This is a genomic window from Nocardiopsis sp. NPDC006139, from assembly GCF_040614155.1.
Taxonomy (GTDB): domain Bacteria; phylum Actinomycetota; class Actinomycetes; order Streptosporangiales; family Streptosporangiaceae; genus Nocardiopsis; species Nocardiopsis changdeensis.
Genome location: NZ_JBEXTT010000006.1, coordinates 139492 through 154176, shown reverse-complemented (window position 1 = coordinate 154176; position 14685 = coordinate 139492). Strand labels below are relative to the sequence as shown.

Annotated in this window: 11 protein-coding genes; 3 read left to right on the top strand and 8 right to left on the bottom strand. The window is 73.2% G+C overall.

Annotation, left to right across the window (positions count from 1 at the left end):
- Positions 1-8: 8 nt before the first annotated feature.
- Positions 9-1187, top strand: a complete 1179-nt coding sequence (locus tag ABZ249_RS09975) for a hypothetical protein (protein WP_355259899.1) — start codon at positions 9-11, stop codon at positions 1185-1187.
- Entirely contained in the window at positions 1184-2758 is a 1575-nt protein-coding gene (locus tag ABZ249_RS09970; RefSeq protein ID WP_355259896.1) for a VWA domain-containing protein, read from the top strand. The genes ABZ249_RS09975 and ABZ249_RS09970 overlap by 4 nt, the downstream gene beginning before the upstream one ends.
- On the opposite strand, the gene ABZ249_RS09965 is transcribed toward ABZ249_RS09970, so the two are convergent.
- The 4 genes from ABZ249_RS09965 to ppdK all read right to left on the bottom strand — a co-directional run bounded on the left by ABZ249_RS09965 (position 2749) and on the right by ppdK (position 9425).
- Positions 2749-3735, bottom strand: coding sequence for a LacI family DNA-binding transcriptional regulator (locus tag ABZ249_RS09965; RefSeq protein ID WP_355259893.1), 987 nt, complete (start codon positions 3733-3735; stop codon positions 2749-2751). The genes ABZ249_RS09970 and ABZ249_RS09965 overlap by 10 nt on opposite strands.
- A gap of 194 nt (positions 3736-3929) precedes the next feature.
- Entirely contained in the window at positions 3930-5186 is a 1257-nt protein-coding gene (locus tag ABZ249_RS09960) for a deoxyguanosinetriphosphate triphosphohydrolase (protein ID WP_355259890.1), read from the bottom strand.
- A gap of 51 nt (positions 5187-5237) precedes the next feature.
- Positions 5238-6446, bottom strand: a complete 1209-nt coding sequence (locus tag ABZ249_RS09955; RefSeq protein WP_355259887.1) for a YdcF family protein — start codon at positions 6444-6446, stop codon at positions 5238-5240.
- A 282-nt stretch (positions 6447-6728) separates the two neighbouring features.
- Positions 6729-9425, bottom strand: a complete 2697-nt coding sequence (ppdK, locus tag ABZ249_RS09950; RefSeq protein WP_355259884.1) for a pyruvate, phosphate dikinase — start codon at positions 9423-9425, stop codon at positions 6729-6731.
- Positions 9426-9868: 443 nt separating this feature from the next.
- Here ppdK and ABZ249_RS09945 point away from each other — a divergent pair, with 443 nt between their 5' ends.
- The gene (locus ABZ249_RS09945) at positions 9869-10606 is read left to right on the top strand and encodes a hemolysin III family protein (RefSeq protein WP_355259881.1); all 738 of its coding nucleotides are present in this window, start codon (positions 9869-9871) and stop codon (positions 10604-10606) included.
- Positions 10607-10640: 34 nt separating this feature from the next.
- Here the strand turns inward: ABZ249_RS09945 and ABZ249_RS09940 are convergent, their stop codons facing one another.
- The 4 genes from ABZ249_RS09940 to ABZ249_RS09925 all read right to left on the bottom strand — a co-directional run bounded on the left by ABZ249_RS09940 (position 10641) and on the right by ABZ249_RS09925 (position 14650).
- Positions 10641-12008, bottom strand: a complete 1368-nt coding sequence (locus tag ABZ249_RS09940; protein ID WP_355259878.1) for a permease prefix domain 1-containing protein — start codon at positions 12006-12008, stop codon at positions 10641-10643.
- Positions 12005-12382: a helix-turn-helix transcriptional regulator gene (locus tag ABZ249_RS09935; RefSeq protein WP_220562611.1), complete on the bottom strand. Its 378-nt coding sequence runs from the start codon at positions 12380-12382 to the stop codon at positions 12005-12007. The genes ABZ249_RS09940 and ABZ249_RS09935 overlap by 4 nt, the downstream gene beginning before the upstream one ends.
- 412 nt (positions 12383-12794) lie before the next feature.
- Complete coding sequence (locus tag ABZ249_RS09930) at positions 12795-14183, bottom strand: glycine--tRNA ligase (RefSeq protein WP_220562612.1); 1389 nt, start codon at positions 14181-14183, stop codon at positions 12795-12797.
- 161 nt (positions 14184-14344) lie between these two features.
- Positions 14345-14650, bottom strand: coding sequence for an antibiotic biosynthesis monooxygenase family protein (locus tag ABZ249_RS09925; protein ID WP_355259874.1), 306 nt, complete (start codon positions 14648-14650; stop codon positions 14345-14347).
- Between the last annotated feature and the right edge of the window lie 35 nt (positions 14651-14685).

The following is a 14685-nucleotide window of genomic DNA, read 5'->3' as shown; positions in this document are numbered from 1 at the left end:
ACCGCACGGTGAGCCCCATCCCCCTCCCCTCCGGCCGGCGCGCACGGCTGCTGCTCGGGGCGGCGAGCGCGGTCGTGGTGGCCCTGGTCGTCGCCATCGGGGCGGTGCTGGTCGACCGGTTCGCCGGCGGCGCCACCGTGGTCGAGGGAGTCGTCGGGTCCGAGAAGGTCGACTTCTTCCGCGACGAGGAGGTCGTGGCCCGGCTGGCCGAGCTGGGCTACGAGGTGCGGGTGCGCCCGCGCGGCTCGCGCTTGATGGCCCAGGACACCGAGGGCTCCGACTTCGTCTCCCCCGGCTCGGACACCGCCGCCGACCACATCCGCCGGCTGCACGGCGTCTCCACCGAGCACCGGCTGTTCAGCACGCCGATGGTGCTGCTCTCCTACGAGCCGCTCGCGGAGGCGCTGCGCGAGGCGGGGGTCGCCCGCAGGTCCGAGGAGGACGGCACCTGGTCCTTCGACGTGGCCGCCTACCTGGAGCTGACCGGCGAGCACACCCGCTGGCGGGACCTGCCCGGGGACTCGGTGGGCTCGGAGAACCGCAACGAGGTGCTGGTTCGCACCACCGACCCGCGCACCTCGAACTCGGCGGGCATGTACGCCGCGGTGATCTCCTACCTGCTCAACGGCGAGGAGGTGGTCCCGCCCGGCGGCCCGGACCCGGAGATCACCTCCCGCCTGTCCGACCTGTTCCTGGCCCAGGGCCAGCCGCCGGAGTCGTCCCAGCAGCCCTTCGAGCAGTTCCGGGACCTGGGCCCGGGGCACACCCCGCTGCTGTGGGCCTACGAGGCGCAGTACGTGCACGCCATGGTGAGCGGCCCCGCCCTACCCGAGGACGCGGTGCTGATGTACCCCGAGCCCACCGTGTTCTCGGTGCACGCCCTGGTCCCGCTGACCGACGCGGGCGACGAGGTGGGCGCGCTGCTGGCCGAGGACCCCGAGCTGCGGGCGCTGGCGACCCGGCACGGGTTCCGCGCCGAGGGCGGCGACGCGTTCGCGGACCTGGTGGCCGAGCACGGCCTGCCGGTGCGCACCCGGGTCGACGACGTGGTCAACACCCCCACCTACGAGGCCCTGGAGGCTCTGCTGAGCGGGATCGAGGACGCGTACGAGGACAGCGGCATGGGTCCGCCCGCTCCCGAGGAGCGGCGCCCGGCCGCGGGTCCGGCCCGGGAGGAGGGCGAATGAGGCGCGCTGTGTCCGCCGCGGCCCTGGCGGTGGTGGTAGTGGCCTCCGGCTGCACCGCGTCCGGTTCCGGCGGCGAGGACGCGACCCTGCGCATCCTGGCGGGCAGCGAGCTGGCCGACATGGAGCCGCTGCTGGAGGAGGCCGCCGAGCGGACGGGGGTGACGGTGGCGATGGAGTACACCGGGACCCTGGACGGGCTCGCCCGGGTCGCCGCGGGCGAGGCCGAGGAGTTCGACGCGGTGTGGTTCGCCTCCAACCGGTACCTGCACCTGTACGACGGCGGCCGCGACCGGGTGCGCGAGGAGACGCCGGTCATGCTCTCCCCCGTCGTGCTGGGGGTGCGGGAGCCGCGCGCCGACGACCTGGGGTGGTCCGAGGGGGCCGAGGTGACCTGGTCCGACGTGAACGGGGCGGTGCGCGACGCGGAGTTCACGTACGGGATGACCAACCCGGGCGCCTCGAACTCGGGCTTCTCGGCGCTGATCGGGGTGGCGTCGGCGCTGGCCGACAGCGGCAGCGCGCTGACCGCCGAGGACGTGGAGCGCGTGGGCCCGGACCTGGCCGGGTTCTTCAAGGGCCAGGAGCTGACGGCGGGCTCGTCGGGCTGGCTGGCGCAGGCGTTCACCGAGCGGGCCGACGACGAGCGGCCGGTGGACGCGCTCATCAACTACGAGTCGGTGCTGCTGTCGCTGAACCGGGACGGCGCGGACCTGCGCCTGGTCTACCCGGCCGACGGGGTCATCACCGCCGACTACCCGCTGACCCTGCTGGCCGGTCCCGACGAGGAGGCCGAGCAGGGGTACGGGCGGCTGGTGGAGGACCTGCTGTCGGAGGGGGTGCAGGCCGACATCGCGGAGCGGACGCTGCGCCGCCCGGTGGTGTCCGGTGTGTCCGGGGCGGACCTGCCGTCCCTGGTGGAGCTGCCGTTCCCCGCCCACCGCGAGGTGGTGGACGGGCTGGTCGCGGACTACTTCAGCGATCTGCGCCGGCCGGCGCGCACGGTGTACGTGCTGGACGTGTCGGGGTCGATGAAGGGCGACCGGCTGGAGGAGCTGAAGGAGGCGCTGGGCTCGCTGACCGGGACCGGCGGGGGGTCCCTGGAGCAGCGGGTGCAGGCGTTCCAGGAGCGCGAGGAGATCACGCTGCTGCCCTACTCCACCGAGCCGCACGAGCCGCGGACGTTCGTGGTGGAGCCCGGCAGGCTGGATGAATCGCTGGGCGAGGTGGCGGACGCGATCGGGGGGCTGGAGGCGCTGGGCGACACCGCGACCTACGACGCGGTGCTGGCGGCCTACGGGCTCGTCGAGCAGGCCCCCGAGGACGACCACCTGACGTCGATCGTGCTGATGACCGACGGCGAGGTCAACTGGGGCATGGGGCCGACGCCGTTCGCCCGGGGGCTGGAGGAGCTGTCGCCGGAGGCGGCGCGGGTGCCGGTGTTCACGGTGCTGTTCGGCGAGGCGGGCGAGGACGAGATGGCGGACCTGGCCGAGCAGACCGGGGGCCGGGTGTTCGACGCGCGCGAGCAGAGCCTGGAAGAGGTGTTCCGGGAGATCCGCGGCTACCAGTGACCGGTGCTGGCCCGCGGGCGCAGGGTCGCGGCGGGGACCTGCGCGGCGGGAGCGCCGGCGGCGGTGCCGCCGCGGCCCTCCAGCCGTTCCAGCAGCAGGCGGGCGGCCCGCTCCCCGACCGTCCGGGCCGCGATGTCGGCGGTGGTGAGGGAGGGGACGAGGTGGGCCGCCTCGGGGCGGTCGCCGATCCCGGCGACGTGGACGCGGCCGGGGACCGCCGGTCCGGTGTCGGCGAAGGCCCGCAGCACTCCGAGGGCGAGGGTGTCGTCGGCGGCCAGCACGGCGGTGACGTCTTCTCCCGAGGCCCGGCGGGCGGTGATGAGGCGTCCGGCGGCGCGGCCCGCGGCGGGCCCGGTGCCGCCGGGGACCGGTACGGGGACGGCGGCACCGGCCTCGGCCAGGGCGGCGCGCCAGCCCGCCTCGCGTTCGGCGGCGCTGTGGGAGCCGGGGATCCCGGCGACGTGGTGCACGGTGCGGTGGCCCAGGCCGAGCAGGTGGCGGGTGAGGGCGCGGGCGGCGCCGCGGTGGTCGGGGGCCACGGCGGGTCCCAGGGGGGTGGCGGGGCCGTCGACGACGACGGTGGGCGGCGGGTCGGCGAGGGCGCCCAGGAGGTCGAGCAGGGCCGGGGGCGGGGCGACGGCCAGGCACCCGTCGACGACCCGGTCCAGGAGCCGTTCCGCGGAGGCGGGGTCGTCGGGGGGCACCGCGGTGACGAGGAGGGTGCGTCCGGCGGCGCGCACGGCCGCCTCGATCCCGGCGAGCAGCAGGTCGGTGTCGGGGCCGGGGGCGAGGAGGGCGCCGATGAGGCCGCTGCGCCGGGTGACCAGGGCGCGGGCGGTGGCGTTGGGCCGGTAGCCCAGGCGGGCGATGGCGGCGCGGACCCGTTCGGCGGTCTCGGGGCGCACGCCGGGGTGCCCGTTGACCACGCGTGAGACGGTCTGGTGCGAGACGCCGGCCAGGCGCGCGACGTCGATCATGCCGGGGGTGCCGCTCCGTGCGGGCAATGGGGGGTGCGCCCTCTCCGGTCGCCGCTTCGTCGGGGCGTCCGGCGCCGGGTGCGCCCGCGGGGGCGCGCGGGGCGCGGGCGGCCGCGACCTGTTCGTGCAGAGCAGTGTGCGCGGCTCCCGGCGGGCGCGTCAAGGGGGCCTGCGGCCGGGCCCCGGGGGCCCGGTCAGGAGGTCAGGCGTTCGTGCAGGGCGATGGCGGAGGTGTCGGTGAGCGAGGCGACCTGGTCGATGACGGCGCGCAGGGCGGCGGCGTCGTCGGGGGCGTTGGTGAAGGCGTCGCGGAACTGCGGGTCCAGGGCCTGGGGCGCGTTCTTCCACAGGGCGTCGACGAGCTCGGTGATGAGCAGGCGTTCGCGGGCCTGGTAGGCCAGGGCCTCCTCGCGGGCCATGACGAAGTGGGCGGCCACGGCCTTGAGCAGGGCGCATTCCAGGAGGGCCCGGCGGGGCACGATGAGGGTGGCGCCGTAGCGGGTGAGGCGGCCGGGGCCGTGCGCCTCGCGGGTGGCCTGCTCGGCGGCCCGGCAGAACCGGCCGATGAGTTCGCTGGTGAGGTTCTTGAGCCCGGCCAGGGAGGCGAGGTCGCCGGTGAACTCGGTGGGCCAGACGGGGGCGGCGAGCAGGTCGGCGTAGACCTCGTCGAGTTCGGCGGGGTCGGCGGTGTCGCAGTAGCGGTCGGCGGCGATGCGGACGACCTCGGCCCGTTCGGCGGGGCTGCGCAGGGCGGCCATGGAGACCAGTCCGGCGTGCAGGGCGTCCTCGACGTCGTGGACGGAGTAGGCGACGTCGTCGGACCAGTCCATCACCTGGGCCTCGAAGCAGGTGCGCCCGGCGGGGGCGCCCTCGCGCAGCCAGGCGAAGGCGTCGGCGTCGTCGGGGTAGCAGTTGAACTTGTGGGTGTCGCCGCCCTCGCCGCGGTGCCAGGGGTACTTGACGGTGGCGTCGAGGGTGGCGCGGGTGAGGTTGAGCCCGGCGCTGGTGCCGTCGGGGTCGATGACCTTGCCCTCCAGGCGCACGAGCAGGCGCAGGCTCTGGGCGTTGCCCTCGAACCCGCCGCAGTCGGCGGCGGCCTCGTCCAGGGCGCGCTCCCCGTTGTGGCCGAAGGGCGGGTGGCCCAGGTCGTGGGAGAGGCAGGCGGCCTCGACGAGGTCGGGGTCGCAGCCCAGGGAGTTGCCGAGTTCGCGGCCGATCTGGGCGCACTCCAGGGAGTGGGTGAGGCGGGTGCGCGGGAAGTCGCTCACCCCGGGCCGGACCACCTGGGTCTTGGCGGCCAGGCGGCGCAGCGCGGAGCTGTGCAGGACCCGTGCCCGGTCGCGCTCGAAGGGGCCCCGGGCCCGGTTCTTGCGGTTCTCCGGGGTACGTCTCTGGATGTCGCGGCCGGTGTAGCCGGCGACGGCGCCCTCGGCGCCCGAGGTGGTGTGCATAGGTCTGCGAGCCTACTTCCCGACAGGGACGGAACGCGTCATCGACCCTGCTCAGGCCGCATTGACGCGGATGTCGCTGCTGTCGTTGAAGATCCAGTAGTACCAGAGGGAGGCGGTCTCCCTGGTGATGTACCAGAGCTGGGTGCGCCGTTCGATGACGGCGGGTCCCGAGCGCGAGGGCGAGGTCCCCGACTCGATGCCGTGGTCGGAGGCCATCACCTTGGAGCGCAGGCTGTGCCAGGGGTCGGAGACCAGGGTGGCCTCGTCCCAGCCGTTGTCTGCGAAGACGGCGGAGACGGCCCGGACGCTCTGGAGGGTGTCGCTGCCCTCCTCCACGGCGATGATCCGGTCGGCGGGGATGCCGACCTCGACGAGCCAGTTGCGGCCCGCGGCGGCCTCGGTGTAGTTGTCGCCGGGCTGTTTGCCGCCGACGGTGACGATCATGGGGGCCACGCCCTCGAGGTAGAGGACCTGGGCGTGGCGCAGGCGGGCCTCGAAGACGGGTGAGGGGACGCCGTTGTACTGGCTGGCGCCGAGGACGACGATGGCGTCGGTGGCGGCGCGGTCGTCCTGGCGGGCGGTGTACCAGACCCAGCCCCAGGTGGCGGGGGGCAGGGCCAGGGCGGTGAGCAGGAGCGCGGTGACGATCCAGCGCAGGCGCAGGCGGCGCCTCCTCCGGGGGCGCGGGGCGGTGCCCGGGCGGCGCCCCCGGCGCGGGGGCCGTGCCGTGGCGGGCGGTTCGGGCGGCCCGGCGTCGCGGGCGGGCGGCGGGGTGTCCGGGCGGAGGGCGCCGCGGCCCCCGGGCCGGTCGCGGACGAAGCGCCGGGTGAAGCCCCGGGGTCCGTCGGGCGCGTCGGCCCCGGCGGGGTCCGCGGGGTCAGGCGCGTCGTCCGCGGCCGGGACGCCGCGGGTGAACTCGCGGGTGGTGGAGGACTGCGGGGCCCGGGAGAACTCCCGGGTGTCCGAGACGTCCGCCGCGGGGGCGGACCCGCGGGCGGCGAAGGGGTCGGGGCCGGTCCCGCGGGAGAACACGGCGGTGGCGTCGGCGTCGCCCGGCACGTCCGGGTTGTTGGGGCCGGACACGGCGACGGGCTCGTCCAGGGGGGCGGCCGGTCCGGCCGCCGGGGCGGAGGGTCCCGTCACGGAGGCGGGCAGGTCGGCCCGGGACATGACCCGGGTCGCATCGTCATCGGGCGCGGCGGAGGACGGGGCGGGTTCCTCCCACGTCTCGTCACCGCGTCCGTCGTTCGCCGTTCGCACCGGCGTACCTCCGCACTCGTTCTTCTGGCCGGGGTCGATCACCCTTCTGGGACGGCTCGCGGGCACCGCCGGTTCTCGGCGGAGGGGTCCCGGGCAGCCCGGACGGGGGCGTGGAGGGAAGGGTGAGGAGATCACACCGGCGATCAAGAATGTATCACGAAAGGGTCACGGAAGCTCTTCGTGGCTGTATCCGCCCCGGGGACACGAGTTTAGGGGCACGGAGCCCGGCGGCGTGCCGGGGGTGCCGCCGCCCGCCCCCGCGGGCGGCGGCGACACGGGAGATCAGCCCGCCTGGTGTCCGGCGGCGCGCCCGGCCTCCAGGCGCGCGACCGGGACGCGGAACGGCGAGCAGGACACGTAGTCCAGGCCGACCCTGTGGAAGAAGTGCACCGACGCGGGGTCGCCGCCGTGCTCGCCGCACACGCCCAGCTTGATGCCGGGGCGGGCGGCCCGCCCCTCCTCTACAGCGATGCGGACCAGGCGGCCCACCCCGTCCACGTCCAGGGACTCGAAGGGCGAAACGCCGAACACGCCCTTCTCCAGGTAGGCGGAGAAGAACGACGCCTCCACGTCGTCGCGCGAGAAACCCCACACCGTCTGGGTGAGGTCGTTGGTGCCGAAGGAGAAGAACTCGGCGTGCTCGGCGATCTGCCCGGCGGTCAGGGCGGCGCGGGGCAGCTCGATCATGGTGCCGACCGGGAAGTCCAGCTCCAGGCCGTTCTCCTCGCCGACCTCGCGCAGCACCCGCAGCGCGTCGTCGCGGATGATCTCCAGCTCCTGGACCGTGCCCACCAGCGGGATCATGATCTCCGGCCGGGGGCGCCCGCCCGCGCGGACGCGGTCGACGGCGGCCTGGGCGATGGCCCGCACCTGCATGGTGAACAGGCCGGGGACGACCAGGCCCAGGCGCACGCCGCGCAGGCCCAGCATCGGGTTCTGCTCGTGCAGCCTGTGCACGGCCTGGAGCACCCGCAGGTCGTTCTCGTGGCTCTCGCCGCGGGCCTCGGCCACGGCCACGCGCACCGACAGCTCGGTGATGTCGGGCAGGAACTCGTGCAGCGGCGGGTCGAGCAGGCGCACGGTGACGGGCAGGCCGTCCATGGCCTCCAGGATGCCGTTGAAGTCGGCGCGCTGGAGCGGCAGCAGGGCCGCCAGGGCCTCGGTCTGCTCGTCCTCGGTGTCGGCCAGGATGAGCCGCTCCACCAGCTGGCGGCGGTCGCCCAGGAACATGTGCTCGGTGCGGCACAGGCCGATGCCCTGGGCGCCCATGCGCCGGGCGCGGGCGGCGTCCTCGGCGGTGTCGGCGTTGGCGCGCACCCGCATGCGGCGGGCGGCGTCCACGTAGTGCATGAGCCGGTCCACGGCGCGCACCAGGTCGTCGGCCTCGTCGGAGGCGGGGTCGATCTCGCCCTCGAAGTAGCGGACCACCGGGGAGTCCACGACGGGCACCTCCCCCAGGAACACCTTGCCGCTGGTGCCGTCGATGGAGATGACGTCGCCCTCCTCGATCACCTCGCCGCCCGGCGCGGTCAGCCGCCGGTTCTTGGTGTCGATGTCGAGTTCCTCGGCGCCGCAGACGCAGGTCTTGCCCATGCCGCGGGCGACCACGGCGGCGTGCGAGGTCTTGCCGCCCCGGCTGGTGAGGATGCCCTCGGCGGCGATCATGCCCTCGAGGTCGTCGGGGTTGGTCTCGCGCCGGCACAGGATGACCTTCTCGCCGCTGCGGGACCACTTGACCGCGGTGTAGGAGTCGAACACGGCCTTGCCGACGGCCGCGCCCGGGGAGGCGTTCATGCCGCGGCCCAGCAGGTGGGCGCCGCCCGCGGCGACGGCGGCCTCGTCGAAGCGGGGGAACATCAGCTGGGCGAGCTGGTCGCCGGTGACCCGCTGGACGGCCTCGTCCAGGGTGATCATGCCCTGGTCCACGAGCTGGTCGGCGATGCGGAACGCGGCGGCGGCGGTGCGCTTGCCCACGCGGGTCTGGAGCATCCACAGCCTCCCGCGCTCGATCGTGAACTCGATGTCGCACAGGTCGCGGTAGTGGTTCTCCAGGGTCTCCATGATCCCCAGGAGCTGCTCGTAGCTGCGGGGGTCGATGCCCTCCAGGTCGGCGAGGGGCACGGTGTTGCGGATGCCGGCGACGACGTCCTCGCCCTGGGCGTTCTGGAGGTAGTCGCCGTAGACGCCCTGCTGGCCGGAGGCGGGGTCGCGGGTGAAGGCCACGCCGGTGCCGGAGTCCATGCCGAGGTTGCCGAAGACCATGGAGCAGACGTTGACCGCGGTGCCCAGGTCGGCGGGGATGCGCTCCTGGCGGCGGTAGAGGACGGCGCGGGGGGCGTTCCAGGAGTCGAAGACCGCCCGGACGGCGAGGATCATCTGCTCGCGGGGGTCGGTGGGGAAGGGGCTGCCGGTCTGCTCGTGGACGATGGCCTTGAAGCGGTCCACGAGGGCGCGGAAGTCGGCGGCGTCCAGGTCGAGGTCGTCGGTGACGCCCTTGGCGGCCTTGGCCTCGTCGATGGCGTCCTCGAACAGCTCGCCGTCGATGCCCTGGACGGTCTTGCCGAACATCTGGACGAGGCGGCGGTAGGAGTCCCAGGCGAAGCGCTCGTCGCCGCCCTGGCGGGCCAGGCCGGCGACGGACTCGTCGTTGAGGCCGATGTTGAGGACGGTCTCCATCATGCCGGGCATGGAGAATCTGGCGCCCGACCGCACGCTGACCAGGAGCGGGTCGTCGGCCTGGCCGAGGCGGCGGCCCATGGCCTTCTCCAGCTCCTGGAGGTTCTCCTCCACCTCGGCCTCCAGGCCCGCGGGGAAGCCGCCGTTGGAGAGGTAGTGGCGGCAGGCCTCGGTGGTGATGGTGAAGCCCGGAGGGACGGGAAGGCCGAGGTTGGTCATCTCGGCGAGGTTGGCGCCCTTGCCGCCGAGGAGGTCCTTGAGGTCCTTGTTGCCCTCGGTGAACTTGTAGACGTACTTGGCCACGGGGGTTCTCCCTCGTTCGCTCGGCGACACCCCTGCGGGGTCGACCCTGGTGCCCGGATGGGCGCGACTCTATCCACTCCCTGCACGGCCACCCCTTCATGAACCACCTTTTTATTGCATTTTCCCAGCTCATGGGCTTTAAAAAGGTCTAGACCAATGGTCCAGGAAGGGTGCACGTACCCCTTGACCTCGAAAGACACACGGGAGAGGGCAAGGGTCGGGGACGCCGCTGGTCACGGCGCCCGGAACGCACCCTAGCGGGTCCGGGGGGATCGGAACAGCGGCGGCCGGCCCGAATCGACCACTCCGCGCCCGCGACCCCCGCGGAGGCGGCACTGTGCCGCTCGACACACCCCTACCTTCAAGTAACCTACGGTTCCGTAAGTTAGGCTTCGAACAGGGCCCGACACCGTGCCGGGCCCGGGGATTACGGGGAGTGGAACGTGTCCAGGGACAAGGCGCGGGGAACCGGATACGCGCGGTCGCGGCAGCAGGAGGGCAGCCTCCCCGAACGGGCCGCCGCCGCGGCCGAGGGGTTCGTGGAGGCGGTCAAACCCCGCCTGCGCGGCTGGCTGCACCTGGGCACCGCCCCGCTGGCCCTGGCCGCGGGCATCGTCCTGGTGGCCCTCTCCCCCACCGCGCCCGCCATCGCGGCCAGCGCGGTCTACGCGCTCAGCTCGGTCCTGCTCTTCGGCACCTCCGCGATCTACCACGTGGGGCGCTGGTCGCCGCGGGCGCAGAAGGTCCTGCGCCGCATGGACCACTCGAACATCTACCTCATCATCGCGGGCACCTACACGCCGTTCATCGTGCTGGTGCTGGAGGGGGCCCTGCGCACGGCGATGCTCGCCCTGGTCTGGGGCGGGGCGATCGCGGGGGTCGGGTTCAAACTGCTGTGGCTGAACTCCCCGCGCTGGCTGTCCACCGCGCTGTACCTGGCCATCGGCTGGGTGGCGGTGCTGTTCATCCCCGAGCTGGTCGCGGGGACCCACCCGGCGACGTGGATCCTCATTCTGGTCGGCGGGGTGCTCTACAGCGTCGGCGCGGTGGTCTACGGCATGAAGTGGCCCGACCCGGCGCCCCGGTGGTTCGGCTTCCACGAGATCTTCCACTCGCTGACCATCGCCGCGTTCGTCTGCCACTACATCGCGGTCTCGTTCGTGGTCTACACCGCCGGCTGAGCGGCAACCGGGCCCGAAGGCCCGGCCGCCCCGGTCAGGCGAAGCCGAACACCGGCGGGAACACCAGCACGACCACCGCGGCCCACGCCGCGTAGACCGGCAGGTAGGCCGTCTGCCACCGCTCCACCGCCGCGAACGGCCGGCGGCCGCGGACGAAGCCCGCGAGCAGCCACGCCGACCACACCAGGTGGACCAGCAGCACCAGGTTGAGCCCCAGGGCCGCGGTCTTGTTGGCGGTGAACCCGAACTCGGCGATCCGGGTCAGCATCGCCGTCAGCGCCACCGCGTTGACGGCGAGCGCCGCCCCGACCAGCGCCAGCTGGAGCCAGTCGAAGACCCCGGGCGGGGCCAGCGGGTCGCGGGCCGAGACCGAGTACAGCAGCAGGAACAGGACCAGCACCAGGATCGCGTCCATCAGGATGAGCAGCTCGCGGTCCACCGTGGTCAGCGGCCCGTTCACCAGCAGCACCACCAGGTCGGCCAGCAGCATCACGAGCGCCAGCGGGGTGAAGACCCGGGTCAGGACCGGCGCGATGTTCTCCACCACGCCCTTCTTGGCCTCCACCAGCCAGGCGGCCACCAGCAGCGCGCCGGGCCCGCCGAACGGCAGCAGCCAGTCCTCCATGAACGGTTCGAGGTCCACGCCGGCCAGGGAGAGCACGCCGGCGGTCAGCCCGAGCAGGACCATGGACCCCAGCATGATCAGCGCCAGGTACATCGCCAGCTCGCCGGTGAACCGCACGAAGTCCATCCGCCGGTCGTGGGAGCGCCACTCCCCGCCGGTGTGCAGGACGCCCGCGAGCAGCCACAGCAGGACCGGGGCGTGCGTGAACGCGAGCACACCGGTCATCCCGGGCGCGGGGTACGGCCCGCCCGTGGTCTCGAAGGGGTACAGGTCGACCGCCAGCAGCGGCACCGCCGCGACGGCCGCCGTCACCGCGCACACGCGCCAGGGGACGCGCCGCTTCCACGCGAACCACCCGGCCAGGAACGGCAGGACCACGAAGGCCAGGTTGCGGACCAGGACGAACTCGTCGTCGACCAGGGTGGCCAGCAGCTTGACCGCCAGCCCGGCGCCGAGCGCGAACGCGATCATCACCGCGAGCTCGCGCCAGCGCGCCAGCCCGCCCGCGCCGTCGTCGGCCTCGGGGACCAGGACGAGCTGCTTCCAGAGGCGTTCGGAGTGCTCCCGCGCGAACTCCCGCGACACCTCGTCCAGGTTGCCCATGCGCTTGACCGCCACGAGGAAGGCCTCCTCGGCGTCCAGGCCGTTCGCCTCCAGGTCGGCGATCCGCTCGCGCAGGTGGTCCTCCATCTCCTCCACGTCCGCGGCGGAGATGGCCTTGCGGCGGCGGACGAAACCGCGCCACTGGTCGATCTGCTCCTCCACGCCGCCCGTCATGCGATCCCTCCCGCCGGTGCCGCGCCGCCCGGGAGCGGGTGGTGTGCGGCGGCCTCCCAGACCTGCTTGAGCGTGTCCGCGACGACGCTCCACTGCGCGCGCCGCTCGGCCAGCGCCGCCAGCCCCTCCTCCGTGATGGCGTAGTGCTTGCGGCGGCGCCCCGCCTCGGACGTGCCCCAGGACGCCCGGACGTGGCCGTTGCGCTCCAGCCGGTGGAGCAGGGGGTAGAGCATCCCGTCCGTCCACTGCATGCGCCCGCCGGAGAGCTCGTTGACGCGTTTGACGATCGCGTAGCCGTAGGACTCGCCCTCGGCCAGGATGCCCAGGACGAGCGGCGTGGCCGAGGCCGCGACGAGGTCCTTGTCGATGTGCATGCGCCTTCCTCATACCTAGTTCTGCTAGGGATGGTAACCCTAGCAGACCTAGGCATAGAAGAACTAGGTATCCGGTGCGCACCGGTCCGTCGTCACGATTCGCTTACGCGGTAGGGCAAACCACGACAAACAACCCTTTGTCTCCCGGGCCCGACCGCTAGGTTGGGCACAGGGTCCCCTCGGCCGTGTGCGGCCGGGGCCCACAGAGGCGGCCGGAGACCATCCCCCCGGGTCCGGCCGTCTCGCCCACAACGACGGCGCCGCCCGTGCCCCCTCGGGGCGCGGGCGGCGTTGTGGCGTGCACGCGGGGCGCCGGCCGTTCCGGCGCGGCACCGCCGGGAACGGCGGTCGCCCGCCCCCGCCCTCGGCGGGCGGTGGCGGGCGACGGGGCCGTGGTCCGGCAGGGCGCCGGTCAGCAGCCGGGCAGGCGCTCGAACAGGTAGGTCTCCACCCGGTCCAGCGACACCCGCTCCTGGGACATGGTGTCGCGCTCGCGCACGGTCACCGCCTCGTCCTCCAGGGTGTCGAAGTCGACCGTGACGCAGAACGGCGTGCCGATCTCGTCCTGGCGGCGGTAGCGGCGGCCGATCGCGCCGGCGTCGTCGAACTCCACGTTCCAGCGGCGGCGCAGCCGCGCGGCCAGGTCGCGGGCCTTGGGCGACAGGTCGGCGTTGCGCGACAGCGGCAGCACCGCGGCCTTGACCGGGGCCAGGCGCGGGTCCAGGCGCATGACGGCGCGCTTCTCCAGCTTGCCCTTGGCGTTGGGCGCCTCGTCGACGTTGTAGGCGTCGAGCATGAACGTCAGGACCGCGCGGTCGACACCGGCCGCGGGCTCGATGACGAACGGGGTGTAGCGCTCGTTGTTCTCCTGGTCGAAGTACGACAGGTCCACACCGGAGGCCTCGGAGTGCGTCTTGAGGTCGTAGTCGGTGCGGTTGGCGATGCCCTCCAGCTCACCCCACTCGCTGCCGATGAAGTTGAACCGGTACTCGATGTCCACGGTGCGCTTGGAGTAGTGGGACAGCTTCTCCTGCGGGTGCTCGTACAGGCGCAGGTTGTCCTTGGCGATGCCCAGGTCGACGTACCACTGCAGGCGGGTGTCGATCCAGTACTGGTGCCATTCCTCGTCCGAGCCCGGCTTGCAGAAGAACTCCATCTCCATCTGCTCGAACTCGCGGGTGCGGAAGATGAAGTTGCCGGGGGTGATCTCGTTGCGGAACGACTTGCCGATCTGGCCGATGCCGAAGGGGACCTTGCGGCGGGCGCTCTGCTCGACGTTCTTGTAGTTGATGAAGATGCCCTGGGCGGTCTCCGGGCGCAGGTAGGCCAGGCCCTTCTCGTCCTGGACCGGGCCCAGGTAGGTGCGCAGCAGGCCGTTGAACATGCGCGGCTCGGTGAAGGAGTTCTTGGCGCCGCAGTTGGGGCAGGACAGCGCGGACAGGCCGCCCTCCGGCTCGTGGCCGTGCTTCTCCTCGTAGGCCTCGATGAGGTGGTCGGCGCGGAAGCGCTTGTGGCAGGACTGGCACTCGGTGAGCGGGTCGACGAACTCGCGCACGTGGCCGGAGGCCTCCCAGACCTCGCGGGCGAGGATGACGCTGGAGTCCAGGCCGACGATGTCGTCGCGCTCCTGGACCATCGTGCGCCACCACTGGCGCTTGACGTTGTTCTTCAGCTCCACACCCAGCGGGCCGTAGTCCCAGGCGGCGCGCAGGCCACCGTAGATCTCGCTGGAGGGGTACACCAGACCCCGTCGCTTGGCGAGGTTGACCAGTGCGTCCATTGCCTCTGACTTTGCGGCCATGGGGTGACTCTCCATCCGGCTGGCGGTCGGTGGATCGCAGTGCGCGATACATCGGTGTGTACTGGGAAAGGGGTCGCCCACCGGTACCGGGAGTGGCCACGGTGAGTGCCCGTCCACCCAGGCTAGAGCACCGGCCGGGCCCGCGCGCACGGATTGTTCGGTCAGGAAGCGGGAGGAGTCAGGCTTTCCGCGTCCATGATCTCGAAGGCGGTCGGCTCGTCCAGAGCCCGCGACAGCAGCGGCACGGCGTGGACCTTGACGTCGAAGTCCGAGAGCGCCCGCCGGTAGAAACCCGCCCCGTCCCACTCCGTGACCACCGTCCACAGCGTGGGCTCGTCGGCGGCCCGTCCCAGCCGGTGCCCCCGGTACCCGGGGCGGCGGGAGAGCACTTCGACCGCCCGGGCGGCGTCGGCGCGGAAGGCCTCGACATCGGCCTCGGACACGGAGTAGCGGGTGATGACGATCACGCCCCCATTCTGGCGCACCGCGGGCCCGTCCCCGT